This is a genomic window from Idiomarina ramblicola (genome assembly GCF_003987255.1).
Classification (GTDB): Bacteria; Pseudomonadota; Gammaproteobacteria; order Enterobacterales; family Alteromonadaceae; genus Idiomarina; species Idiomarina ramblicola.
In genome coordinates this window covers 107,656-132,315 of record NZ_PIQC01000009.1, presented here as the reverse complement: position 1 = coordinate 132,315, position 24,660 = coordinate 107,656, and the positions used below count along the sequence as shown (strand labels likewise).

The window sequence follows — 24,660 nt, the reverse complement described above, 5'->3', positions numbered from 1 at the left end:
TTATGCATGAAACACTGATTCTGCGTTTGCCGGCTTTTGGTAGCGACGAACCCATACCCTGGTTGGTCTGGCACAAAAGTCAGCAAGAGCTAATTGCCAGCGGTGAACTCAGCTCTGTTGCGGAGCTGTCTCAGTTGAAAGACAAAGCCGCCCGTTGCGAAGTGATTGTCGCCTTGCCGGGACAAGACGTTTTTATGACTAAGGTGACGCTGCCGGCGGGTGCGAAAAGGCACCTGCAGCGTATTATTCCATACGCGCTGGAAGAAGAGCTGGCAAGTGATATTGACGAGTTACACTTTGCCTGGCCGGATGCCAAAGGAACGGAGCTGCCGGTTGCGGTCGTTGCCAAAGAACGCATGAATGATTGGCTGAACGTCTTGACGAATGCGGGTATTGACTCTGCTTACTGGGTTCCGGACTGCTTTTTGCTTCCGCACCAGCAAGACAATTGGCAGGCAATGACGCTTGCTAATAGTGTGATAGTAAGAACCGGCGAGTGGCAAGGCTTTACCATAGAAAAAGACCAGTTTGCACAGTTAGCTCCGTCTTTTGCTGCCGAGCAGGAAAACCCGACAGAAATTATCCACTACGGTTCGCTTAACTGGCCTCAGGCACCGGCGCCTTTGAGTGCTGCGGATATTGAAGTGCCTTTCACGATTGCCGTACAGAGTATTGCTACGGGGAAAGGAATTAACCTAAGACAGGGGGCGTATCGTTCGCAACGGGCGAAGCGTTCTGTCGACTTGCCGTGGCGTGCTCTGGCAACGGCTGCAAGCGTCTTGTTTGTGCTGGCTGTGTTATTAAATGGTGTCCGTTACTGGCAGCTGGATTCTCAACGTGAGGTTTTGAAAACACAGGCGGAGCAACTATACCGGGATGCCTTTCCGGGTCAAACGCGGATTGTGAATTTAAAGGTTCAATTACAACGACAGCTTGAGAGTCTGGGCCTTGGCAGTGGAGATGAAGCCTCAGTACTTGCGGTACTGCAGCAATTAGTGCCTGCGTTTAAATCACAGCCGGACCTGCAACTTGAGTTATTGCGTTTTCAGAATAATGAACTGCGTTTACAGGCAACTGCCAAAAGTTTTTCTCAGTTTGAAGCTTTCCAACAAGCGGCAAAAGCGGAAGGTCTCAGTATTGAAACCGGTTCAATGAGTAATCGCGGTGATCAAGTATCGGGTTCATTAACGGTTGACCTTGCTGGCCAGGGGGCACAGTCATGAATGGATTCACACGTTATTTAACACCTTACTTTGATTTAGGTAAGCAGCGCTGGCGTCAATTTAATCAGCGCGAGCAAAGCTTGTTAGCGGTACTGGCAGGCGTATTATTTATTGCCTTGTTGTACTTTGTTATTTGGCAACCCAGCGCTCAGGCGGTTGCCAATGCTGAGCAAAAACTCGTAGCGCAACAACAACAGTATCAGTGGGTACAGCAGGCAATAGCGCGTTACAAAGAGCTAGAGGAAAGCAGCACTCAGCAACAAAGTGCTTCAGGCTCTGTGACTCAGCGCATTAACCGCGCAGCGGCTGCACAAGATATCCAAATTGCACGTTTGCAGCCTCAGGGTCAGGAGTATTTGTTGAGTATTGATGATGTTGCTTTTTCAGACTTACTTAGCTTTTTGGCCGAATTAGAACAGCAGCAGGGCTTGGCTTTGAGTGCGGTGGATATAGCGAAACTGAACACGCCCGGGCAAGTCCGCCTACGCAAATTACTGGTAAGAGAGGCTTCATGAATGTAAAACGCTGGATACCCTGGTTAGTTGTCGTGTATCTGGTGGCCATGCTGGTTATGCTGCCGGCAAAAGTGGTTTACTGGTTCCCGTTGCCCGATAACGTGCGGTTGTCTCAGGTCAGTGGCAGTTTGTGGCAGGGGACTGCCGGGCAAGTTGCCGTTGACGGTATTGTTCTGAACAACCTTAACTGGAACTGGCAGGTTTCTTCTGTGTTTCTGGGCGAGCTTGTGGTTGATGTCGACTTGCCGTCTCGGAACAACCCTTTTGCGCTGAATGGACGTTTGTTGGCAGGTTCAACTAAAGTTGGCGCAAAAGATGTAAAAGCCAGTGGTGATGTTAACGCGTTATTGCAGTTAGTCGGCACTCGCTTACCGTTAAAAACAGGAGGCAACTGGCGTTTGTCGCTGGATACTTTTGTGGTAACGACACCGGGACCGGTGCGCTGGTGCGACGAATTAAAGGGTCAGGCAGAAGGTCAGAAAATTCGTGTGCTGGTCAACAATCAATGGCAATCTCTGGGTGACTTTCCGGTCGAGTTAGGTTGCAACGAGAGTAATGCGGTTACTATAGCGATGCACGGTGATAACAGTTTAGGACTGGACTTTAACGGCAGCATTAACAGTCAGAGTTTGAATGCACAGGGAACGGTTAAGCCGACACCAAGAACGCCTGAAGGCCTGGCCAGGATGATGCAGTATATGGGAACACCTGATGCTCAGGGTCGCTATTCATTCCGCTTGTGATCTCACTTGCGGTTAATCACGTTTATAATTATTGTAATAAAACACGACTTAAAGTCTCTGCGTAATAAGGAATTTGTATGGATAACATCGTTCAGTGGATTAATGATAACCAGGACATGCTGATCGGTTTCTCGATTAAATTTATTATCGCTATTGCGATACTCATCATTGGTAAAATGGTTGCCAATGGCATCACCGGTGTAATGACCAAGAATATGCGTAAACGCGAGGTGGATGGCGCCGTCATCAGTTTCGTGGGTGCGATTTTGAAAACGGTCATTTTTATCGCCGCTATTATGATGGCGTTGTCGCATGTCGGTGTTGAAACAACTTCCTTTATTGCTATTTTAGGTGCAGCAGGCCTGGCCATTGGCCTGGCTTTACAGGGCTCTCTGTCAAATATTGCATCGGGTGTTTTACTGATTATGTTCCGGCCTATTCGTGCTGGTGAGTACGTAGATGCGGGTGGTGTTTCAGGAACGGTTGACCAAATTAATATTTTTCAGACCATTATGAAAACGCCGGATCGCAAAGTTGTTTTTGTGCCGAACTCTGAAATTATCGGCGGCCCAATCGTCAACTATAACCGCGAAGAGTTGCGCCGTATCGATTTAGTGATTGGCGTTAGTTACAGTGCGAACTTACAGCAAACTAAGAAGGCACTGATGGATGTGATTACCAGTGACGAACGTGTACTGAAAGACCCTGAGCCGGTAGTGACGGTAACCAACCTGGGTGATTCGTCGGTCGACTTTAATGTGCGTCCATGGACCAAAAATGAAGATTACTGGCCAACCCGCTGGGATCTGTTAGAACGCATTAAAGATCGTCTGGATGAAGAGGGTATTGGTATTCCTTTCCCGCAAATGGATGTTCATTTCAAAAAAGACGACTAGTGTGTTTGCGTTTGAAAAAGCCCACTTTCTAGTGGGCTTTTTTGTATGGAAAGCTAACTCAAGGCTTGTGAGATATCAGCAATAATGTCTTCTACATTTTCAATGCCGACACACAAACGAATCGCTTCAGGCTTTACACCAACTGAGGCTTGCTCTTCTGTTGATAGCTGACGATGCGTTGTGGAAGCAGGGTGGCAGGCCAGTGATTTGGCGTCACCGATATTCACCAGGCGTTTAAACAATTTCAGCTTGTCGTAAAAAGCCACACCGGCATCGTAGCCGCCTTTCACTCCAAAGGTTAACAATGAAGCAGGTACGACATTTTTAATGTATTTCTTTGCTCGCTCGTGATCCGTGTGTTCCGATAAAGCAGCGAAGTTAACCCACTCTACCTGAGGGTGTTTTTTCAGGTATTCAGCGACTTTTAGCGCGTTTTCACAATGACGCTCAATGCGTAAAGCCAGAGTTTCCAACCCCTGCAACAGTAAGAAGACGTTAAACGGAGATAAGCAGGCACCGGTATTACGCAAAGCAACCGTACGAACCCGGGCAATGAACGCGGCGGGGCCAAAGGCGTCAGTATAGACCACGCCATGATAGGCTGGTTCGGGCGAACTAAACTGAGGGAAACGCTGCTTTTCCTGAGCCCAGTCAAAACGACCGCTGTCGACAATTAAGCCGCCAACTGAATTTCCATGGCCCCCGATGTATTTAGTGAGTGAGTGCACAACAATATCAGCGCCGAAATCAATCGGCTTGCAGAGTATGGGTGTCGCGACCGTATTATCGACCACCAAAGGAACCCTTTGTTTATGCGCTATCTGAGCATAACCTTCTAAATCGGCGATGTTCCCGGCAGGGTTGCCGATGCTTTCGCAATAAATCGCTTTGGTTTTACTATCAATAAGCGTCGCGATATCTTCTGGCTTGTCGGAGTCGGCGAAACGTACCTCAATACCAAATGACGGCAGCATATGGCGAAATAACGTATAAGTTCCGCCATAAAGCTGTGGTGTGGTGACAATATTGTCCCCCTGGCTGGCCAGAGTAATCAGTGCGTATTCAATAGCCGCCATACCTGAGCCAACCGCAAGCGCTGCGACACCGTGTTCAAGCTCTGCTACACGCTTTTCCAGAACATCGTTGGTTGGGTTCATAATGCGCGAGTAGATATTCCCTTCAACCGCCAAATCAAAAAGATCAGCGCCATGCTGGGCGTTATCAAACTCGTAAGAAACGGTTTGGTAAATTGGGGTAGCAACCGACTTGGTTGTCGGGTCGGTTTCATAGCCGTGATGTATGGCCAGTGTCTCGTCTTTCATACAGACTCCAGTTGAGGTTCAGTTAAAAAGTGCGTTAAAGCCGATTGGTATTGTTCAACATTTTTAATAAAACCGTCGTGACCAAAAGGTGTATCAATAGTGAGCCGACCAACGTGATTCGGCAGTAGCCGTTCCAGTTCAGTAACAAGGCTCGGTGGTGCAATGGTGTCATTGAGAAAGTCGATAAGTTGTACCTTCGCCTGAATTTTGGCTGGGTCAATACTGTAATCATTCAATATCGGCGTTAGATGCGTGAACAGACTGCGACAATCGTTACCGTTTTGTTTTAACAGTTTCTCCCCCTGATACAGCAAATACTCAAATGCATCGTCAGCGTGACTAAACCGTTGTTCAAATTCTTCGGCGGTGCGATAACTCAGCATTGCTAAGGCTCGAGCCAGAATAATTCCAGACTGCTCATCACCACATCGTTGAATCAATGCTTGTTGAAAATAACGCAGCAAGGCTGAATGGACAGACGGTTTATGAGCGGTGCCAATAGCGCTCAAGCGGGGCAGTTCAGCCGGATGGTCGGCAGCAAACTGAAGCCCCAGAACGCCACCAAACGATCCGCCAACCCAGGCTTGAAGGTCATCGGTGTGCTGTTTTAATGCCTGGCGTATGGCGTCACTGTGTTGTTGCACGGTTAAGGGGGTCGTGGGGCAATCCGAGCCTCCGAGCCCGCCAAGGTAATCAAAGCTGATGACCTGGACATTATCCAGATCAGAAAATACTGGGTGCAGTGACTGCCACCAACCGCTCTCGTCAGCCGTCCATAGTCTGCCGCTGGCACTAATTCCTCCCTGAACAACAATAGCTGGAGCGTCAGCATCACCGTAGCGGTAGCCTTTGAGGCGTCCGAAGGAAGTGTCGGTATAAAAACTGCGGGCAACTGGCTGAACCATAGCTCACCTCACATTGATGAATCGTTCATTGACTGTAATAAATGGATATAAAGCCGTCAAGACATTTAGACGTCTAAATGTAATTGTGTTTATTTTGATATGGATTGAGTGTGATATGATTTCGCTATTAACTTTAAAGAAAAGAGTGATGCTCATGGTGTATTCGGTCAGCCAGTTAAATATTGAGATCCGCCAATTGTTAGAACAGGGGTTTGGTCAAATCAGCCTGGTTGGAGAAATTTCAAATTTTGCGGCACCGGGCTCCGGGCACTGGTACTTTACTTTAAAAGATGAACGAGCTCAGGTTCGCTGCGCTATGTTTCGTAATGCGAACCAGCGCGCCAAAGTTCGGCCGCAAAATGGTATGCAGGTTCTGGTGAGGGCTAAGGTCACGGTTTATGAACCGCGTGGCGACTATCAGCTGATTATTGAACAGGTGGAAGATGCCGGGCAGGGTCTATTACAGCAACGCTATGAGCAGTTAAAGGAAAAGCTCTCGGCCGAAGGGTTGTTTGCGGCTGAACGCAAACGGGCATTGCCGGAACACATTCATAAAGTAGGTGTACTGACCTCTCCGACTGGAGCGGCAGTAAAGGATATATTAGCCGTCATGAAGCGGCGTGACCCGAGTGTGGAAGTGATTATTTATCCTAGTGCAGTCCAGGGTGAAGCTGCGGTGCCGCAGTTGCAATCCATGCTGAAAACGGCGTTTGAGCGTAATGAAGTGGATGTTCTTATCGTCAGCCGAGGTGGCGGTTCACTGGAAGATTTATGGTGCTTTAATGATGAGAATTTTGCGCGTCTTTTGGCGACAGCGCCCATGCCGACCATTAGTGCGGTAGGTCACGAAATTGACTTCACCATTGCCGATTTTATTGCTGATGTACGTGCTCCCACGCCTTCGGCTGCGGCTGAACTGGTTACCCGCGACCAGCAACAACAAAGGCAGAAGGCTCAAGCGTTGCAGCAACGCTTAGCGCTGGCGGAACAACGATTCTTACAGCGCTTAAAGCAGCGTTGGCAGTTTCTGCAGACTCGACTGCAACAGCAACACCCACAACGCCAATTACAGCAACAGTCACAATTAGCCGATGAACTCCAGGCCAGAGCGTATCGGGCAATACAAAACCGATTAGCTCGCCAGCAACAACAGGTGTCCTATTTGCAAGGGCGTTTACAGGCGGTTCATCCGCAAAAAGGGCTACAGCGTTTACAAGAAAAGTTGAGCCATCAGCAACAACGCCTGCCATTGGTCATGCAACGGTTGTTAAAAGAGAACCGAGCCCGGCAACAACAGCTCATGCAGTCGTTGAATATTGTCAGTCCGCTCAATACACTGGAGCGCGGTTACGCTATTGTCCGCACGGAGAACGGTGAGGTTGTCCGCAGCGAGAAGCAGGTTGCCGTTGGTGATTCAATAGAAGTACGCCTGGCAGACGGTAATATTACCGCCAAACGGCAATAATCCTGCGGCTGTTGTCATATTTCTGACATTCGGGTTTTGCTATACTGTCGGGGTTATTCACAAAGGAGTCGTGGTATGAAACTCAAAGCATTAGTGGCTGGTATTGGACTGGCTTTCGCATCTTCTATGGTGCATGCAGAAGAACAAAAGCCCAATATTATTTATATTATTGGCGATGGTATGGGGTTTGAATTTATTAGCGCATACCGCTATGCCATGTCCGATCTGGACAGCAAAACTATCGCGAAAACTGAGTTTGATGCCATGCTAAAAGGCGCAGCAACAACTTACCCGGATGATAATACCTGGGTTACCGATTCAGCTGCTGGCGCAACGGCGCTTGCTACAGGGGTTAAAAGTTATAACGGTGCTATCGGCGTCGATGCTGATAAGTACCCACTACAGAGCATTATGGAACTGGCGCGTGACAATGGCTGGTCAACAGGCTCTGTATCGACTTCGCAGGTGAACCATGCAACGCCAGCATCTTTCTTTACCCATCACCCATCGCGTTACGAATACAACCAAATAGCGGATAAGATTGCGACTCAGGTTGTTGAGGGTGCCCCCTCTTTTGATGTCATGTTAGGTGGCGGACAAAGTTACTTTGAGCGTGACGATAAAAATTGGCTGCAAATTTTGCCGGAACACGGAATGCAAATTGTGACCGACATGGAGCAGTTGGAATCAATCGATACGGCACCGGTGATGGGGCTTTTCGCTGAGAAAGGGTTACCTTATGCCATCGATGGTGATGTTGACGCCCTGGCAGATATGACTCGCACGGCTTTGCGCTTATTGGATAAGAAACAGCAACCTTTTGCCTTAATGATTGAAGGCAGTGAGATTGACTGGTGTGGTCATGCCAATGATATTGCCTGTGCCGTGCACGAAATGGATGGCTTGAACCGCGCGTTGCAAGTAGTTCGTGAGTACCGTGAAAAGAATCCGAATACTCTGGTTGTTATGACCGCAGATCACTCGACCGGCGGCCTGACCATTGGGCGTGACGGTGAATATGCCTGGCACTCTGATCGTGTGATGAAGATTGAAAGCTCAATTGCCCACATGAGTGAAGAAATGCTGGGGATGGATGCAGGTGAATGGTCGGAATATGTTGCTGATAAAGTGAACTTTGAACTCACTCAGGAATATAGAGATGAATTAGCTATTGCCGCGGAACAAGAAGGCGAAGAGCGGGAAGAAGCACTGCACCAGGCACTGGTTTATATAACCGCTGACATTACTGGTACCGGCTGGACGACCAGTGGACATACCGGTGTTGATGTTCCTGTATTCGCAGTGGGTCCCCACAGTGATAACTTTGGTGGTTATATGGATAACACGGATATTGGTAAGCAGTTAATTAAAGTCGTCAAATAGACCTCGCTTTAAAAGCTTCTCTGTACAGTCGCGCTTATTGCGCGACTGTCACATCTCTGTCATAGAAATGGAACTTGAATGCGCTAGGCTAGTGCCATGATGTACCTGCTGCCGTTTCTAATCTATGAAATTTTTTAATAAAGAACTCAGTTGGCTCTCTTTCAACGAGCGAGTTTTACAAGAAGCTGCGGACATGACTGTTCCGGCAATTGAACGCATCCGATTTTTAGGCATTTTCTCCAGTAATATGGATGAATTCTTTCAGGTTCGGGTCGCTGACGTAAAGCGCCGTATTTTCTTTAGTCAGGCGACGCAGGAGCGGGAACAACATGAGCAGTTGATGGCGCAGTTACAGAAAAAAGTAGGATTACTGCAAGAGCGCTTTGATGAGGTACTGGAAGAAGTATTAGAAACGTTGCGAAAGAATGGCATTTCGCTACTCAGTATTGAGCAACTGAGTGAAGAAGAAAAACACCGGCTAAGACGGTTCTTCAGGGAAAAAGTACAGCGCTTTATCGTGCCTATATGGGTCAATGGTAAAGGCAATTTGGCTAGTATTGTTCGCGAAGACGAAACTTACCTTTGTGTTGAAATTCTGAATGGTGATGACAAGCAATACGCTTTGCTGGAGGTGCCCTCTGACCAAGTGGACCGTTTTGTTAAGCTGCCAGTTAAGGGGCGCAGTAAAAAGCATAAGCTGCTATTTTTAGATGACATTCTTCAATTAAACTTAGATGTTCTGTTCCAGGGCTTTATTCCATTCCAACAGTTGCGGGCCTTTTCATTTAAAACCACCAGAGACGCAGAATATCGCCCCTCCGATGACATCGAGCAAAGCTTGCTTGAGCGCATGGAAGAAGGCTTAAAGCAAAGGGTAAAAGCGGACCCAGTGCGTTTGGTTTATGATCGGGCAATGCCTGAAGAGATGCTCGCTTTTTTGAGCAAGAAATTGCAGCTGACCCAGTTTGACTCATTTGTCGCAGGTGGGCGGTATCGTAATACCAGAGACTTCGCTAAGTTTCCTCACTTAGGTAAAACCTCTCTGACACATAAAGCTCTACCTACGTTACTGCATCCAAAGTTCTTACAGTTCGAGAATGTGTTTGATGCCATTCAAAAAAGTGACATCGCATTGTATTACCCGTATCACCGATTTTCTCATTTTACCGAATTTGTGCGGCAGGCAGCTTACGATCCTAAAGTTACCCGTATTTCTATGTGTATTTATCGCGTAGCGCCTAATTCCCGCGTGGTTCGCTCGCTGATGGATGCGGTGCAGAACGGTAAGCATGTAACGGTTATGGTGGAACTTCAGGCCCGGTTTGATGAAGAAGCAAACATTGAGTGGGCGAAGGAATTGACGGATTCCGGTGTGCGTGTGAGTTTTGGTATTCATGGCCTGAAAGTCCATTCAAAGCTGGTTCTGGTTCATCGTAATGAAGGCAACCTGGACAGGCGTTACGCGGTGATTGGAACCGGTAACTTCCACGAGGGAACCGCACAAATTTATACTGACTTTAGCCTGTTTACCTGTCAGTCTGATATTTGTAACGATGTCGAATCGGTGTTTCATTATCTGGAGCAACCTTACCGTGCGCACTTATTTCGCCACTTAATGGTCGCACCTGTGAATATGCGCCAGAGAATAAACGATCTCATTGAGTTCGAGATAGACCAGGCTAAAGCCGGTCATGCCGCTGAACTGTTTTTTAAAGTCAATAATTTAGAAGATGAAAGCTTAATTGTTCAACTTTACCGGGCTTCCCGCGCGGGTGTTAAAATTCGGGGAATTGTTCGCGGCATGTGTTCGTTAAGGCCTGGGGTAGAAAACCTCAGTGAGAACATCGAAATTCGCAGCATCGTCGATCGTTATTTAGAACACGCACGGGTGTACGTGTTTGAGCACGGTGGCAAAAAGGAAGTCTTTATTGCTTCAGCGGACTTAATGACGCGTAACTTAGATCATCGCGTGGAAGTGGCGGCGCCTATCTATGACAATGAAGTGAAAACTGAAATTTTGAAGATTATGACCTTACAGTGGAAGGATAAAGCGAAGTCGCGGCGCATTGACGCTGAGCAACAAAATCGCTACTGCTTTGAAAAGGAGCGGCAGGTCGGCAATAGCCGCTCTCTGGTTCCTTCTCAGGTGGCTATTCACCGTTATCTTAAGCGACGCAAGAAAGAATATGAAAGTCAGCAAAAAGACGTCTAATAGCGATGCAAAGCAGTTCGCTGCGTTGGATATTGGCTCCAACAGCTTTCATTTAATTATTGCTCGCTTAGTTGAAGGTCAGCTGCAACCGATATTTAAGTTCAAACAGCCGGTCCAGCTTGGCGAAGGCTTGTCCAATCGGCATCTGAGTGACACCGCTGTTTACCGTGGGGTTGAGGCGCTTCGGCAATGTGCTGTGCGGCTTGAGGGGTTTGACCGGGATACGGTCAAAGTTGTGGCGACACACACCTTGCGCAAAGCGAAGAATCGTAAACGTTTTTTGGCAGAGGCTGCGAAGGTACTTCCTTTTCCTATCGAGGTTATTTCAGGGCGGGAAGAAGCACGTTTAATTTTCCGCGGAGTGGCGGAAACAAGTTCAGAATCGGGCGCTCAGTTAGTTATTGATATTGGTGGCGGTAGTACGGAGTTTGCGGTTGGCAACAAACGTCAGCCTAGCTTTTTAAGCTCCAGAAGTATCGGCAGTCTGGCCTTTTCAAAACAATTTTTCTCTTCGGGAAAAATCACACCGAAGCGATTTGATAAAGCGGTTGTATCAGCCCGTCAGCACGTTGAACCAATAGCTAACTATTTAGCGAATCATCCGATAGAAAGCGTGTTCGGCACATCGGGAACGATAAAGGCGATTTACCAGTGGATTATAAAGCGCGAGGGTGAGCAACCTATGGGAATAACCTATTCTCAGTTGCACGCTTGCAGGAACGAACTTATTGAGGCTGAGTCGGTAAAAAAAATCAATAAAGAATGGGTATCTCCGGAGCGTCGGGAATCGATTGCCGGAGGTGTTGCTGTTTTATTGGGGATCTTTGAAGAACTTCAGATTGAACGTCTTACGCCTCATGACGCGGCTCTGAGAGAAGGCGTTTTGTACGAGCTGGCGGGAGAAGTCTTACTTCACCAGGATGTTCGGGAGCGCACTATTTATAGCTTAGCTCAGCGCTACTCGGTCGACTCTGCACAGGCCGAAAGGGTCTGGTCAACCGTTCAGATGATATGGGCTGGCATAGCAGACAGCTGGGGAATAACAGAACACGATTTAGTGGTCATGTTGGAGGGCGCGGCTAAATTACATGAGGTTGGGCTGAGCATCAGTGCTAGCGGTGTGCAAAAGCACTCCGGGTACATTCTGGCTCACGCTTACATGCCCGGATTTAATGCCGAAGAGCAACGCTTTCTTTCCACTGTTGTCAGGTTTTTTCGGAAAAAAATACAAACCACAGAATTTCCGGATTTGACTCTTTTTAGCCACAACCAATTAATTAAAATGATGATAATCTTAAGGTTGGGGGTTATATTGAACAGCGACAGACAAAGCAAGTCGGTGCTCAATAAGGCCTGTGTAAACGGGAATGCGCTGCAATTGGCGTTGAGTAAAAGAGCGAAAGAAGACTCTGTGCTTGCTATGCAACTTGATTGCGAAGCAAAGACAATTCAGCGATTGGGTTATGAGCTCCTGTTTTAATGGAGAGCATGGCTACTTGGTTTGTAGTCAATAAATTGCACGTTTAAACGTTATTGATAAAAATGAGGAGCGTCTTATGACAACGGAAGTGAACTCAGAACATGAAGAACAACTAAAGAAATTAGCACTTGTCGGGTATATTTTGTATGCCCTGAGCCTTATTATTCCTTTTGCATCTATTGCGGCTGTCATTTTAGCCTACTTAAAACGAAGTGAAGCACGCGGAACCTGGTTGGAGAGCCATTTTAACTGGCTAATCAAAACCTTCTGGATTGCAGTTGTGGGGACGATCATCGGTCTCATACTGATGTTCGTGATTATTGGTTATTTGGTATTACTGGCGGTCACCTTATGGGTGATATATCGCGTTGTCCGGGGTTGGCTGGCGCTGTCGGAAAACAAGCCTGTTATTGCTGATATTTAATTGAAAAAGCAAGATGCACAAAGTACGACGGTTGCTTTGTGCATCTGTATTTCTGAGCGTATTTAGAACTTGTACATCGCCATCAGTTGCAGGCGGTTTAGATTACCGTCGACCTGTGCTTCAGTTTCGCGCTCAGCTTGCGAGATTTCAGCACCAAAAGTCAGGTTCGACGCAGGTGAATACATCAGGTTAAACGCAATACGCTGAGTGTATTCAGTCATGTCACCTGCTAGAGCCAGTACTTCCCCGTCATTATCTGCCCAGCCGCGAGAATACACCACGTTTGAACGAAGCTTCTCAGTCCAGAAGTGGCGGTAGGCGAAGGACACACCGGTCGAATCGATGGCTTCTAACTCGCCGTTACTGTCGATATAAGCGCCGTTCCAGGTGTTAAGACCTAAATAACGACCTAAACCAGACCCCGTGGTCACTGATGCACGAATGTCATCCATGCCGAAGGTGTATTTAGCACCAAAGCTGACGCCGTAACCGAAGGTTGTTTCATCATCACCGGTTTGGGCAACGTCATAAGTTAATTGACGCAGGAGTGCCGATGCCTGCCAGGTGAGGTTCTCTGCTTTACCGGTATATTTAAAGGTGACGTCTGGCACAAAACCGTCGCTGGAAATAATTCGACCACCACCTGCAGGTGTCACTGTCGTTTCAGGGTTTTCAATAGAGGCACTAAAGCCACCTGAAGTGTAGCGAATTTGCGCCTGGCGGTTGAAGATAATGCCATCAGTAATACCGATAAAGTCTACTGATTCAGCCAAAATGTTGAGATCCTGAAAGTTTGACCAGGTTTGACCAAAGGTCCATTTTCCGTACTTTAAAAAAGCCTGACGAAGGCGCGGATTGTATGAGTTGGAAATACGTTCGTCGCCGTCGGGAGTTAACTGAAAGTCCATTTCAATGTGACCCGTCAGTGTTTCACCATTGTCCAGCTCTGTTTTGGTGGTAACGAAAAAACGGGACTGACGTGCGTGGAAGTCAGTTGTCAGATCGTCGCCTTCTCCACCCACTGGCGTGATGCTCGGAATGTATTGTTGACGACCAATATTGGCGCTCGATGGTGCCTGTCCATCGGCGTAGTCAGATACCAGCATATCGAGTTTAACGTAACCACCGAAATCGATGTCGGTTTCGTTAGCCTGAGCGCCTAAGCTCATGACACCGAGTACAGCGGCGCTTGCCGCTGATAAGGTGAATTTCTTTGCGATACTTGCTTTAGCCATGGTGTTCTCCCCTGTCAGCCAAGTGTTCGTTTTTTTGATTGTGCGTTTTATAGTTATGCCAAGTATAAACGTTGTTAATTCTCGTTAACTGGTCAATTTTTATCAATCTAGACTATGGTCTAATAGTGTTTAAGCCGTGTAAAACGTACAACAGATACCATCTTGCGAATAAGGAGGAAGAGGTAATGTCGCAACTGTATTCAGTTCCTGAACATATCAAAGCAAAAGCTAAAATCGACAATGACGGTTATAAAAAACTTTACCAACAGTCAGTAGACGATCCTGAAGGGTTTTGGAGTGAACACGGACAGCGAATTACTTGGTTCACGCCTTACACCAAAGTTAAAGATACCAGTTTCGAGCTGGGTAAAGTGAGCGTTAAATGGTACGAAGACGGCACTCTAAACGCTTGTTATAACTGTGTCGATCGTCACTTGGCTGATAAAGCGGATAAAACGGCTATTATCTGGGAAGGTGATGACCCGAGTGTAGACAAACACATCACCTACCGCGAGCTGCACAAAGAGGTTTCCCGTTTTGCTAACGGCCTGAAGAAATTAGGTGTTGGCAAAGGTGACCGAGTTGCTATTTATATGCCAATGGTGCCGGAAGCGGCATACGCGATGCTGGCCTGTGCCCGTATTGGTGCGGTTCACTCAGTAATCTTCGGTGGCTTCTCACCAAACGCGATTGCGGACCGTATTAACGATTGCCAGGCTAAGGCCATTATTACCGCTGACGAAGGTCGCCGTGGTGGCAGTACCATTGGTTTGAAAGCCAATGTTGATAAAGCCATTGCCGACGGTTCTTGTCCTACACTTGAACACAGCATTGTCTGTCGCGTAACCGAAGGTGAAGTTGAATGGACGGAAGGCCTTGACGTTTGGTGGCACGAGCTGGTTGGTAATGTCAGTGACGAGTGTCAGGCGGAAGTGATGAACGCCGAGGATCCACTTTTTATTCTTTATACTTCGGGCTCAACGGGTAAACCGAAAGGTGTCGTGCATACCACCGGCGGTTATATGGTTTACGCATCAATGACGCATGAGTACGTTTTTGACTATCAGGAAGACGACGTCTATTGGTGTGCGGCGGATGTCGGCTGGATTACAGGCCACTCTTATATTGTTTACGGGCCTTTGGCGAACGGCGCAACGACTCTGATGTTTGAAGGCGTGCCAACCTACCCGGGTGTTGGTCGTATTGGTGAGATTGTTGATAAGCATCAGGTGAATATTCTTTACACAGCACCAACCGCTATTCGTGCGCTAATGGCAAAAGGGGATGATGCCGCTAAAACCTCAACTCGTGACAGCCTTCGGGTTTTGGGCAGTGTTGGCGAACCTATTAACCCGGAAGCCTGGGAGTGGTATCACCGCGCTATTGGTAATGGCAAATGCCCTATTATGGATACTTGGTGGCAAACAGAGAATGGCGGTATTTTGATTACTCCATTGCCTGGCGCCACTGACTTAAAACCGGGCTCCGCAACGCGTCCATTCTTTGGTATTCAACCGGCGTTGGTGGACAGTGATGGTAATATTCAGGACGGTGAAGCAGAAGGTGGCTTGGTCATTAAAGACTCCTGGCCGGGCCAAATGCGAACGTTATGGGGAGACCACGAACGGTTTGAGCAAACCTACTTCTCAACCTTTAAAGGCATGTACTTTAGTGGTGATGGTGCACGTCGCGACGCCGATGGGTACTACTGGATAACAGGCCGTATGGATGACGTTCTGAACGTGTCAGGACATCGCTTAGGGACCGCTGAGATTGAAAGCGCACTGGTGGCACATAAGGCCGTAGCTGAGGCCGCCGTTGTTGGCTATCCGCATGACTTAAAAGGTCAGGGTATTTACGTGTATGTGACGCCGGTAGAGGGTGTTGAAGTAACGGAGGAACTGACCAAAGAAGTGCGTAACTGGGTTCGCTCTGAATTAAGTCCCATTGCAACACCTGACTTGATTCACTGGACCACCGGGTTGCCTAAAACTCGTTCCGGTAAAATCATGCGTCGCATTTTGCGTAAAATTGCTGCCAATGAGCATGAAAACCTCGGTGACACCTCTACGCTTGCTGATCCAAGTGTGGTAGATTCATTGATAGAGAATCGAATGAACAAATAATGTCACTTAATCTGGAATCTCATGGCGAAATTTTTAATCGCAGATGACCACCCATTGTTTCGCGAGGCGCTGCAAGGCGCTCTCGCGAATCATTTTTCTGAGCTGACTTTACGCGAAGCCGAAGACTTAGACTCAACACTGGCTGCGCTTAACAAAGACGATGATGTCGACTTGTTGTTACTGGACTTACACATGCCCGGTAGCGGTGATTTATACGGTCTTATTCGTGTAAGAGAAGATTACCCCTTGCTACCCGTTGCTATTATCTCCGGCAGTGAGGACTCTTCCATTGTTGCTAAATGTATTGGCTTCGGGGCATTAGGCTTTATTCCTAAGTCACTGCCTTCTGCCGAAATTGCAGAAGCTATCGATACCATTTTGCAGGGTGAAACCTGGGTTCCGAAAGAAAACCGGGAGCGGCTCGATGTCGTTTCGGATGAAGACCAGGAATTAGCGCAAAAAGTCTCTGGACTTACGCCGCAGCAATACCGCGTATTACACTTTCTGCACGAAGGCTTGTTAAACAAACAAATTGCCTATCAACTGGGCATAACCGAAGCTACCGTTAAAGCACACATCACAGCAATTTTCCGTAAGCTGGGCGTGTACAGTCGTACCCAGGCCGTTTTGGTGGCTGAACGTCTGCAATTATGACCTGGTTGCTGATTTTTGCCTCACTGGCCTATGTGATTTTCCTCTTCGCAGTTGCCACCTGGGGCGACCGCTTAGGTTCCTGGGCGAATAAACTCAGTCATAAGCCCGTTATTTACTCCATGTCGCTGGCTATTTACTGCACTTCATGGACTTATTACGGTGCGGTAGGAAACGCCTCAGTTGATGGCTGGGCCTTTTTCCCCATCCTGTTGGGACCCATTTTACTGTTTCTGTTTGGTATCCGAATTCTGGAAAAGCTGGTTTCGGTAAGTAAACAGCAGAATATTACCTCTATAGCCGACTTTATTTCTTCCCGCTTTGGTAAACGGCGCAGGTTAGCTGTAGCGGTTACCGCGATAGCAGCGGTTGCTATTATCCCGTATATCGCGCTGCAGCTGAAAGCTGTTGGTATCAGTTTTGCCGTGCTGACGGAAAGCTCCGGTATGATGGCTGAGTTCTCAATTAAGGAACTGGGTGCCGCGGCCCTGATGGCCGTCTTTGCCATGTTGTTTGGTACCCGTCATGTTGAGGTGACCGAGTACCGTAGCGGTATGATTTTGGCCATTGCAGTTGAGTCGATGATCAAACTGGTTGCCTTACTGGCGGCGGGTATTTTTGCCTGGTCACTCATCCATGGTGATGCGCAGTCGAATTTAATGAACTCCTTCAATGATGTCAGTAAGCCGGAGTGGTCTTTTGCCGCTTTTGGTGAATTTGAGTTTATTGTGCAGACTTTCATGGCGGCTGGCGCCATTCTTTGCCTGCCCAGACAGTTTCACGTTGCGGTTGTGGACAATGTGGACGTGCGGCATTTGCGTACTGCACGTTGGGGTTTCCCACTTTACTTAGCGCTAACCGCTGCGGCTATTGTTCCTATTGCTATTGCCGGTACTTTTTATTTGTCGGCAACAGCGGATGGTTCGACTTTTGCTTTACAGTTGCCGTTGTTAAAAGATCAGCTCTGGCTGTCCTTGGTTATCTTTATTGGGGGCATATCAGCAGCGACGGCTATGGTGATTATTGCTTCTGTTACTCTCAGTACGATGATCACCAACGATGTCATTATGCCCATTTTGTTGCAGCGTGAATCGCGTTTGCCATTGAAGCATCGCCGGCGCGAATACGACAGAGCACTGTTGCTTATTCGACGCGTGGCTATTGCCGTCACCATGGTTTTATCTTTCCTGTGTTACTACTTCTGGGCGGCACGCACCAACCTCGTGAGTATTGGCTTGCTGGCGTTCTCGCTGGTTTTGCAATTGTTGCCCGCCTTGCTCGCTGCACTCTATTGGCGAAAAGGCCATGCGCGTGGTGTTTACGCCGGTTTGGCGGCAGGCTCTGTCGGCTGGGTTCTGGCGGTACTCATTCCCCTTTATACCAATACGCAGCTCACGGACGTTGAAATTATTACGCGCGGTACGGTGGTTTCACTGGCGTTGAACAGCCTCAGTTTTATTATTTTTTCGCTTTTAGCAAAACCGCGGTTAGTTGACAGAATTCAGTCTACAGCTTTTGTTAAGCCCAGAGCGACTCTCCCCGATTTACATTTAAATAAAAACGGTAGCGCAACCAATGCAGACATGTTGCTACTGCTTAAAACTTTTCTGGGTTCTGAGCGGGCTCAACAGTTAATGCAGTATTATCAACGACCTGAAAAAACAGAGCTGCAATTAGAACATCTGGCCGAAAAGCCTTTCATTAGTTTTGTTGAAAGAGCGATTGCGGGTGTACTGGGTTCAGCAACCGCCCGTTCGCTAATCGACGCAGCTCTGCGGGATAAACAACTGAACCTGGAAGAAGTTGTCCACTTTTTTGATGACACCACGCAGGCGTTGCAAACTCAGCAGTCTATTCTGTTTAGCTCGTTAGAGAACTTAGCGCAGGGCATTAGCGTGGTTGATGCAGAGTTGCGGTTGGTGGCCTGGAATAAACGTTACCTGGACTTGTTTGAGTACCCGGAAGGAATGGTTAAGCCGGGGCAGTCTATTGCTACGCTCATTCGCTATAATGCTGAGCGCGGCGAGTGCGGTCCGGGCGAGGTGGACGAACTGGTCGATAAGCGTCTGCGTTATATGCAGATGGGGTCAGCGCATCGCTTTATTCGCAGACGCGCGGATGGGCGGGTGATAGAAATGGTGGGCAATCCTTTGCCGACCGGCGGCTTTGTGACCAGCTTTACCGATATAACGTCGCACGTTGAAACCCAGCAGGCACTGGAAGACGCCAATATCGATCTTGAGCAACGGGTTGATGTTCGTACTCAGGAAATTCGTGAAATTAATCAGGAGCTGACAGCCGAAATTGATCGGCGCCGACAAGTGGAAGAAGAACTAAAAAAAGCCAAAGGTGAAGCTGAAGCGGCTAATGCTTCAAAAACGCGTTTTCTGGCGTTGGCCAGCCATGATATTTTACAGCCCCTTAATGCGGCACGATTGTATCTTTCGGCCATTCAGGAAAAAGAACTTTCAGAACGTAATTTGTCTCTGGTCGGCAAGCTGGACACGGCGCTGGGGTCGACGGAGCATTTATTGTCGACCTTATTATCAATAGCTAAAATGGATCAGGGCGCATTAAAACCGCAGTTTCGGCATGTTCAGCTAAGTTCAGTGCTGGACCCATTGGTTGAAGAGTATGCGGTACTGGCTGAACAACGAAAACTCGATTTTCGCGCTTTCTATAAAGACAGGCCCGTTTATACCGACCCAACTTATTTGCGTCGTATTGTGCAGAACTTTTTGTCTAACGCGATAAAATACACCCAGAAAGGCAGTGTCCTTTTAGGCGTACGTAAGCGTGGGGAAGAACTTCAAATTGCAGTATGGGATACCGGCCCCGGCATTGCAGCACAACAACAAAACAAAGTGTTTGATGCATTCTATCGTGTGCAGAACCAAACGGTTGATGGCGTTGGTTTAGGATTGAGCGTCGCGCAACGTATGGGTGAGCAGTTAAGTTGTGATGTGCAGGTTGAGTCGGTTGAAGGCAAAGGCTCGTGTTTTTCGGTAAGGGTACCCTTAGGTAACGCCGCTCAAGTAGTCAGCAAGTTGGCAACGAAGCTTGAAGATGCCCCTTCTGCGCGATTACAGCTTTTGGTTGTCGATGATGACAATGAAAACTTAAGCGCTCTTAGTGCCTTATTGACGAAATGGGAATGCGAGGCACTGACCTTTAATAGCTACAAAAAGGCATTGGCCTATGCGAAAGAGCACAGTCGGGATAAGGCGCCTCAGGGACTCCTGCTAGACTATCAGTTAGGCGACGGAGACGGTTTAAAATTAGCGCAAGAGTTACGCGACATTTGGCAGCAACAGATACCAGCCGCGTTGGTCACTGCAATGCGTGACGATGTGGTTAAGCAAGCGGCGCGCAAAAGTGGCCTGCAGTTTTTGCCAAAGCCGGCTAAGCCCGCCGCACTAAAAGCTTTTTTAAAATATATCAGCACCCGAAAGCCTTAAGGAGCACGAAGTTGATTGACCTTGCTGAGCGACACACATTTAAGCTGCCGGCGAAAAGTCGCTCGTTAGTTGAGCTGAATAGCAGCGATGCTGTAGAACAATTGTCATTTGAAGAGCCTTATTATTTGCTTGGTGAGGGCAGCAATACCTTGTTTGTCGATGACTTCCAGGGAACGGTTATTTGTAACCAGTTACTTGGAGTCTGTATAGAAGAGCGCAAAACTGACTATTTGGTGACAGCAGCTGCCGGTGAAAACTGGCATAATTTTGTGACGGACTTGCGAACGCGCAACATTGACGGATTGGAAAACCTGGCACTGATACCCGGTTCAATTGGTGCTGCGCCAGTGCAAAACATTGGTGCTTATGGGGTCGAAGTTTCGACCTTTATTGAGCAGGTTACCGCATGGGACATTAGAGCAAAGCGTTGGGTTGAAATGACTCGCGGCGATTGTGAGTTTGCGTATCGCGATAGCGTTTTCAAGCAACATCCGGGGCGCTGGCTTATTACATCGGTAGTTTTTCGGTTACCGAAAAACTGGCAGCCAGTAACGCATTACTCGCCTCTCAATGAGTTAAGTGGACGTGTGACTGCACAGAATATTTTCGACAAAGTGATTGAGGTACGCCAACGAAAGCTGCCCGATCCCAAAGTGATCCCCAATGCCGGGAGTTTTTTTAAAAACCCGATTGTTGCCAAAGATCAGCTTGATGAACTACTAAAAAAATGGCCGGATATGGTCTACTTTCCGGTTGCTGACAATCAGGTTAAAGTTGCTGCAGGCTGGCTAATTGAACAGTTGGGCTTAAAGTCTGAGTTCGTTGGAGAAGCAGCGATTAACCCCTATCAGGCTCTGGTATTGATTAATCGAGGGCAGGCCAGTGGTCATGATGTGACTCAACTGGCGCAAAAAATTATGAAACAAGTTGCTGATGTCAGTGGAATTATTCTGGAGCCCGAGGTTCGTCTGGTGGGTCAGCACGGTCTTATCCAGTTGTTGGTGGAAAAATGAAGCAGGCGGAACGTCTTGACCAGTTGATCACCTTACTTGCCAATGGTGAGTTTCACTCCGGGCAGGCAATTGGCGAGTCACTGGCGATATCCCGTGCTGCAGTTAATCAGCATATTCATAAGCTGGAAGAACTGGGACTAGAGCTGTTTTCAGTAACCGGGCGGGGCTATAAGCTTGCCGGGCCAATCGAGCTGTTACAGGCTGCGGTTATTGAGAAGGAAACCCCAGCAAGGTGGCGCAAATCGCCAGAGTTTGAAGTAAAGTCGGTGGTTGACTCCAGTAACGATCAGGTGAAAGAGTTAGCAAAAAAAGGGCCTTTAGAAGCCGGTTTCTCCATTTTTGCAGAAGCGCAGACAGCAGGCCGCGGCCGCCGGGGAAAAAAGTGGATCTCGCCTTTTGGTAACAATCTCTACTTTAGTGTTTACTGGCCGCTGGAAGATGGCATTCATGGCGCTATGGGGTTAAGTCTGGCAGCCGGGGTTGCTTTAGCCGCCTGCTTTACTGATCTGGGTATTGAAGAGGTGAGTGTAAAGTGGCCTAACGATATCTATATTGGTGGCAAAAAAGTGGCCGGTATTCTGGTCGACCTTGAAACTGCCCCCGAGGGCGCTGCACACAGTATTATCGGTATTGGTATTAATTTAGCCATGCCGGAATACGTCGGTGCCAGCATTGACCAAGCCTGGACAGATCTTAATTCAGAATTGCCGCGGCCGGTATCACGTAATTATATTGCGGCGCAGGTTCGAACCTCTGTCTTGTCGGCTTTGGAACAATACGCGCAGCATGGACTGTCCGCGTTTCAGCAAAGCTGGCGGCAGTATGACTGCTTTTTAGATAAGCCGGTAAAGCTTATTATGGGGCAACGAGTTTGTGTAGGAACCTGTCGGGGAATTGACGAAAATGGTGCGTTGCTGGTTGAGGATGAACAAGGCGTACGCCGTTATTTTGGTGGTGAAGTTTCATTAAGGGCTCAAGATGTTATTAATTGATGCAGGGAATACCCGCAGTAAGTTTGCCTGGTGGAATACGAGCACAGACGAGATTGAAATACTGGGAGCGATTTCTCATCAGAGCTGGCTGAATGACTTGAGCCAGCCATTAAAAGATTTATTACTGGAAGTCGTTAGTGGCCGGCAAATAGAACGTGAACAACAGGCTATTGGTTGCAGTGTTGCGGCGGTACAGGTGATGGATACATTGAACAGTTCATTGGCTGAATTGGGCATAAAAGTTGCCTGGCAAAAAACACAAGCAGAGCAATTGGGTGTAGTGAATGGCTACAGGACCCAACCGGAACGTTTGGGATCGGATCGTTGGATGGCGCTATTGGGGTGTCATGAGCAGGTAAAAACGAACGCATTGATAGTGGATGCCGGTACAGCATTAACTCTTGATTGGCTGTCTGCAAAAGGCCAGCACCTTGGTGGCTGGATAGTGCCGGGACGGCAGTTAATGCTTAATGCGCTGGGCCAGGGAACCGCGAACTTAAAAGGTATTACAATAGATGATATTGAGCGTGACGGGCTTGCAGCGGGAACAAATACGTTTGACGGTATTGCTCAGGGAACCGAAGCGGCGTTGACCGGAGCTATCGCACAAGCCATTCATTTGTCTGAGAGTTGCTTTTCACAAGAGCCTTTTGAGGTGGTTGTGACCGGAGGTGACGGCGAACATTTAATGCGCACTTTATCCGGTAAATTTCGTCGTTATGACGATTTGTTATTTAAGGGATTGCGACTCTGTGCCGATAACTTAAATAGTTAATCGTTCAGACCTATTCAGAGACACCACGGGCAAACTTATGAAAATAGTCATTCCAATGCTGATTGCTGTAGCCGGACTGACCACAGTGCACAACGCGCAGGCGCAGGATGTTGAAGCGGTGCAACTGTACTCAGACGCGGAGCTCGTTGAGATGTTTGCAACCAATGCACACCTTAAACGAGTGCGTGATACCGATCGCTGCCAGTTAGCGCAGGATATCGAGGCTCAGGCAGAACTTGAGCGCCGCCCAACGTATCAGTTTTTATATGGCGACATGATGGCCTGGGGTGTATGTTATGACCGTGACCCTGAACTTGGCCTGCTGTATATGGAAAAAGCGGCTCAGCATGGCTTACTGGAAGCTCTGGAGCAGTTAGGACGCTATTATCATGAAGGGGTTCTGGTTCAAAAGGATATTGACCGCGCCATTTTGTATCTTCGTGAAGCTGCTTCGTTAGGGAATTTGCCGGCGCAACGACGCTTTGCTGAGATCTTGTTGGCGGATAAAGGCAGCCCGTATGACTATGAAAAGGCCTATCATTGGTTACATAATGCGATAACAGCAAACCAGGGCACCTATCAGGATATTGAGCAAAAACTGGCAAAGCTGGCTGAGAGAATGCCACCTTCGGTAGTTGAAAAAGCAAAAAGGCCACTCGATTGAAGTGGCCTTTTCTTCAGGTCTAGCTTAACAAAACGTCAGGACAATCGATTACGGAAATCTTCGTAACTAAATTGCCGTACACAGTCAAACTGACCACTTTCCCGTAAAATACCAATAGCCGGATGCTGCACGCCGTTAAAGAAGGATGTCTTCACCATGGTGTAGTGCATCATGTCTTCAAAAACTAAACGGTCACCAACAGCCAGAGGCTGATCAAAACTGTACTCACCGATAACATCCCCGGCTAAGCAACTGTTGCCACCTAAGCGGTAACTGAAAGCTCTTTCGGCTGGTAAGCCTGCGCCAGTAATGACCGGGCGATAAGGCATTTCCAGTACATCCGGCATGTGCGCGGTGGCTGAAATGTCTAATAGAGCAATTTTTCCCTGATTCTCTACAATATCGACCACTTCGCAGACCAGCGGACCGGTTTGCCAGGCAACCGCGGAACCAGGTTCCAGTATCACTTGCAGGTCATAAGTTTCGCGCAAGCGCTTCAGCTGCTTTATGAGGTGAGCAACGTCGTAACCTTTGCGGGTCATGAGATGCCCACCGCCCAGGTTCAGCCATTTCATTTGTTTTAGCTGTTCGCCAAAACGACTTTCAACAGCATCAAGTGTGCGTTCAAGCGCAAACGAGTCGCACTCGCAGAGATTGTGCACATGCAAACCTTCAACGCCGGTTAAGTCCTGCTGCTTAAGCTCGCTGGCGCGAATACCCAGGCGAGAGCCCGGTGCGCTGGGATCATAAAGCTCGGTTTCAGCTTCCTGATGCTCTGGGTTAATACGCAGGCCAATGGAAACCCCAGCAGCGGCTACCTGTTCACGATACTTGTGCCATTGTGAAACGCTGTTGAAGGACAAGTGATTGACTAACGGCAGTAACTCGTCGATGTCTTCTTGTTTATAAGCTGGGGCATACGCATGAACCTCGCGCGAGAACTCCTTTGCTGCCAGCTTTGCCTCCCAGACAGAGCTGGCTGTGCAGCCTTTCAGATACTGACGAATTAGCGGAAAGGCAGACCACATGGCGTAGCCTTTCAGTGCCAGAATAATGTCAGCTCCACTTTGCTCTTGCACCTCTTGCATCAGCTCGAGGTTGTTTCGCAGCAGTTTTTCATCCAGCACGTAGCAGGGAGACGGAATGTCCGGCGATGTATAGTGACTCATGCGTTGTAT

Annotated in this window: 20 protein-coding genes; 16 read left to right on the top strand and 4 right to left on the bottom strand. The window is 48.1% G+C overall.

What is annotated here, in order from left to right:
* The first annotated feature begins 2 nt into the window (after positions 1-2).
* The 4 genes from gspL (at position 3) to CWI78_RS12065 (ending at position 3,377) form a co-directional block, all read left to right on the top strand.
* Positions 3-1,223 (top strand): type II secretion system protein GspL, encoded by a 1,221-nt coding sequence (gene gspL / locus CWI78_RS12080; protein WP_126783049.1) that lies wholly within the window; start codon positions 3-5, stop codon positions 1,221-1,223.
* Positions 1,220-1,738, top strand: a complete 519-nt coding sequence (gene gspM, locus CWI78_RS12075) for a type II secretion system protein GspM (protein ID WP_126783048.1) — start codon at positions 1,220-1,222, stop codon at positions 1,736-1,738. The genes gspL and gspM overlap by 4 nt, the downstream gene beginning before the upstream one ends.
* Positions 1,735-2,481, top strand: coding sequence for a type II secretion system protein N (locus CWI78_RS12070; protein WP_126783047.1), 747 nt, complete (start codon positions 1,735-1,737; stop codon positions 2,479-2,481). Before gspM ends, CWI78_RS12070 begins: the two co-directional genes overlap by 4 nt.
* Positions 2,482-2,558: 77 nt before the next feature.
* Entirely contained in the window at positions 2,559-3,377 is an 819-nt protein-coding gene (locus CWI78_RS12065) for a mechanosensitive ion channel domain-containing protein (RefSeq protein ID WP_126783046.1), read from the top strand.
* Positions 3,378-3,430: 53 nt separating this feature from the next.
* Here the strand turns inward: CWI78_RS12065 and CWI78_RS12060 are convergent, their stop codons facing one another.
* Both CWI78_RS12060 and CWI78_RS12055 read right to left on the bottom strand, forming a co-directional pair.
* On the bottom strand, positions 3,431-4,699 hold the full coding sequence (locus tag CWI78_RS12060) for an O-acetylhomoserine aminocarboxypropyltransferase/cysteine synthase family protein (protein WP_126783045.1): 1,269 nt from the start codon (positions 4,697-4,699) through the stop codon (positions 3,431-3,433).
* The gene (locus CWI78_RS12055) at positions 4,696-5,604 is read right to left on the bottom strand and encodes an alpha/beta fold hydrolase (RefSeq protein WP_126783044.1); all 909 of its coding nucleotides are present in this window, start codon (positions 5,602-5,604) and stop codon (positions 4,696-4,698) included. Before CWI78_RS12055 ends, CWI78_RS12060 begins: the two co-directional genes overlap by 4 nt.
* Positions 5,605-5,758: 154 nt before the next feature.
* Between CWI78_RS12055 and xseA the strand changes: the two genes are divergently transcribed.
* From xseA to CWI78_RS12030, 5 genes are all read left to right on the top strand, one after another.
* A complete protein-coding gene (gene xseA, locus CWI78_RS12050) occupies positions 5,759-7,069 on the top strand; it encodes an exodeoxyribonuclease VII large subunit (RefSeq protein WP_126783063.1) in 1,311 nt (436 codons plus the stop codon).
* Positions 7,070-7,144: 75 nt separating this feature from the next.
* Positions 7,145-8,452 (top strand): alkaline phosphatase, encoded by a 1,308-nt coding sequence (locus tag CWI78_RS12045; RefSeq protein ID WP_126783043.1) that lies wholly within the window; start codon positions 7,145-7,147, stop codon positions 8,450-8,452.
* 124 nt (positions 8,453-8,576) lie between these two features.
* Entirely contained in the window at positions 8,577-10,664 is a 2,088-nt protein-coding gene (ppk1, locus tag CWI78_RS12040) for a polyphosphate kinase 1 (protein ID WP_126783042.1), read from the top strand.
* The gene (locus CWI78_RS12035; protein ID WP_126783041.1) at positions 10,639-12,144 is read left to right on the top strand and encodes a Ppx/GppA phosphatase family protein; all 1,506 of its coding nucleotides are present in this window, start codon (positions 10,639-10,641) and stop codon (positions 12,142-12,144) included. The genes ppk1 and CWI78_RS12035 overlap by 26 nt, the downstream gene beginning before the upstream one ends.
* A gap of 76 nt (positions 12,145-12,220) precedes the next feature.
* Positions 12,221-12,568: a DUF4870 family protein gene (locus CWI78_RS12030; RefSeq protein WP_126783040.1), complete on the top strand. Its 348-nt coding sequence runs from the start codon at positions 12,221-12,223 to the stop codon at positions 12,566-12,568.
* Between the two features lie 62 nt (positions 12,569-12,630).
* On the opposite strand, the gene CWI78_RS12025 is transcribed toward CWI78_RS12030, so the two are convergent.
* Positions 12,631-13,803: a DcaP family trimeric outer membrane transporter gene (locus tag CWI78_RS12025; RefSeq protein WP_126783039.1), complete on the bottom strand. Its 1,173-nt coding sequence runs from the start codon at positions 13,801-13,803 to the stop codon at positions 12,631-12,633.
* Positions 13,804-13,988: 185 nt separating this feature from the next.
* Here CWI78_RS12025 and acs point away from each other — a divergent pair, with 185 nt between their 5' ends.
* The 7 genes from acs to CWI78_RS11990 are packed head-to-tail and all read left to right on the top strand — an operon-like array spanning position 13,989 to position 23,482.
* Entirely contained in the window at positions 13,989-15,929 is a 1,941-nt protein-coding gene (gene acs, locus CWI78_RS12020) for an acetate--CoA ligase (protein WP_126783038.1), read from the top strand.
* 21 nt (positions 15,930-15,950) lie between these two features.
* Complete coding sequence (locus CWI78_RS12015) at positions 15,951-16,583, top strand: response regulator transcription factor (protein WP_126783037.1); 633 nt, start codon at positions 15,951-15,953, stop codon at positions 16,581-16,583.
* Positions 16,580-20,038 carry a hybrid sensor histidine kinase/response regulator gene (locus tag CWI78_RS12010; protein WP_126783036.1) on the top strand — a complete coding sequence of 1,153 codons (3,459 nt, stop codon included), beginning with the start codon at positions 16,580-16,582 and terminating at the stop codon, positions 20,036-20,038. The genes CWI78_RS12015 and CWI78_RS12010 overlap by 4 nt, the downstream gene beginning before the upstream one ends.
* Positions 20,039-20,049: 11 nt before the next feature.
* A complete protein-coding gene (murB, locus tag CWI78_RS12005; RefSeq protein ID WP_126783035.1) occupies positions 20,050-21,051 on the top strand; it encodes a UDP-N-acetylmuramate dehydrogenase in 1,002 nt (333 codons plus the stop codon).
* Entirely contained in the window at positions 21,048-22,043 is a 996-nt protein-coding gene (gene birA, locus CWI78_RS12000) for a bifunctional biotin--[acetyl-CoA-carboxylase] ligase/biotin operon repressor BirA (protein WP_126783034.1), read from the top strand. Before murB ends, birA begins: the two co-directional genes overlap by 4 nt.
* Entirely contained in the window at positions 22,030-22,818 is a 789-nt protein-coding gene (locus CWI78_RS11995) for a type III pantothenate kinase (protein WP_126783033.1), read from the top strand. The genes birA and CWI78_RS11995 overlap by 14 nt, the downstream gene beginning before the upstream one ends.
* Before the next feature lie 37 nt (positions 22,819-22,855).
* Complete coding sequence (locus CWI78_RS11990) at positions 22,856-23,482, top strand: tetratricopeptide repeat protein (RefSeq protein WP_126783032.1); 627 nt, start codon at positions 22,856-22,858, stop codon at positions 23,480-23,482.
* A 35-nt stretch (positions 23,483-23,517) separates the two neighbouring features.
* Here CWI78_RS11990 and nspC read toward each other — a convergent pair whose 3' ends face one another.
* Positions 23,518-24,651 carry a carboxynorspermidine decarboxylase gene (gene nspC, locus CWI78_RS11985; RefSeq protein ID WP_126783031.1) on the bottom strand — a complete coding sequence of 378 codons (1,134 nt, stop codon included), beginning with the start codon at positions 24,649-24,651 and terminating at the stop codon, positions 23,518-23,520.
* Positions 24,652-24,660 lie beyond the last annotated feature (9 nt).

What these genes read in the sequence shown, in the direction of transcription:
- gspL (WP_126783049.1), top strand. Translation starts at nt 3, where the DNA reads ATGCATGAAACACTGATTCTGCGTTTGCCGGCTTTTGGTAGCGACGAA.
- gspM (WP_126783048.1), top strand. Translation starts at nt 1,220, where the DNA reads ATGAATGGATTCACACGTTATTTAACACCTTACTTTGATTTAGGTAAG.
- CWI78_RS12070 (WP_126783047.1), top strand. Translation starts at nt 1,735, where the DNA reads ATGAATGTAAAACGCTGGATACCCTGGTTAGTTGTCGTGTATCTGGTG.
- CWI78_RS12065 (WP_126783046.1), top strand. Translation starts at nt 2,559, where the DNA reads ATGGATAACATCGTTCAGTGGATTAATGATAACCAGGACATGCTGATC.
- CWI78_RS12060 (WP_126783045.1), bottom strand. Translation starts at nt 4,699, where the DNA reads ATGAAAGACGAGACACTGGCCATACATCACGGCTATGAAACCGACCCG.
- CWI78_RS12055 (WP_126783044.1), bottom strand. Translation starts at nt 5,604, where the DNA reads ATGGTTCAGCCAGTTGCCCGCAGTTTTTATACCGACACTTCCTTCGGA.
- xseA (WP_126783063.1), top strand. Translation starts at nt 5,759, where the DNA reads ATGGTGTATTCGGTCAGCCAGTTAAATATTGAGATCCGCCAATTGTTA.
- CWI78_RS12045 (WP_126783043.1), top strand. Translation starts at nt 7,145, where the DNA reads ATGAAACTCAAAGCATTAGTGGCTGGTATTGGACTGGCTTTCGCATCT.
- ppk1 (WP_126783042.1), top strand. Translation starts at nt 8,577, where the DNA reads ATGAAATTTTTTAATAAAGAACTCAGTTGGCTCTCTTTCAACGAGCGA.
- CWI78_RS12035 (WP_126783041.1), top strand. Translation starts at nt 10,639, where the DNA reads ATGAAAGTCAGCAAAAAGACGTCTAATAGCGATGCAAAGCAGTTCGCT.
- CWI78_RS12030 (WP_126783040.1), top strand. Translation starts at nt 12,221, where the DNA reads ATGACAACGGAAGTGAACTCAGAACATGAAGAACAACTAAAGAAATTA.
- CWI78_RS12025 (WP_126783039.1), bottom strand. Translation starts at nt 13,803, where the DNA reads ATGGCTAAAGCAAGTATCGCAAAGAAATTCACCTTATCAGCGGCAAGC.
- acs (WP_126783038.1), top strand. Translation starts at nt 13,989, where the DNA reads ATGTCGCAACTGTATTCAGTTCCTGAACATATCAAAGCAAAAGCTAAA.
- CWI78_RS12015 (WP_126783037.1), top strand. Translation starts at nt 15,951, where the DNA reads ATGGCGAAATTTTTAATCGCAGATGACCACCCATTGTTTCGCGAGGCG.
- CWI78_RS12010 (WP_126783036.1), top strand. Translation starts at nt 16,580, where the DNA reads ATGACCTGGTTGCTGATTTTTGCCTCACTGGCCTATGTGATTTTCCTC.
- birA (WP_126783034.1), top strand. Translation starts at nt 21,048, where the DNA reads ATGAAGCAGGCGGAACGTCTTGACCAGTTGATCACCTTACTTGCCAAT.
- CWI78_RS11995 (WP_126783033.1), top strand. Translation starts at nt 22,030, where the DNA reads ATGTTATTAATTGATGCAGGGAATACCCGCAGTAAGTTTGCCTGGTGG.
- CWI78_RS11990 (WP_126783032.1), top strand. Translation starts at nt 22,856, where the DNA reads ATGAAAATAGTCATTCCAATGCTGATTGCTGTAGCCGGACTGACCACA.
- nspC (WP_126783031.1), bottom strand. Translation starts at nt 24,651, where the DNA reads ATGAGTCACTATACATCGCCGGACATTCCGTCTCCCTGCTACGTGCTG.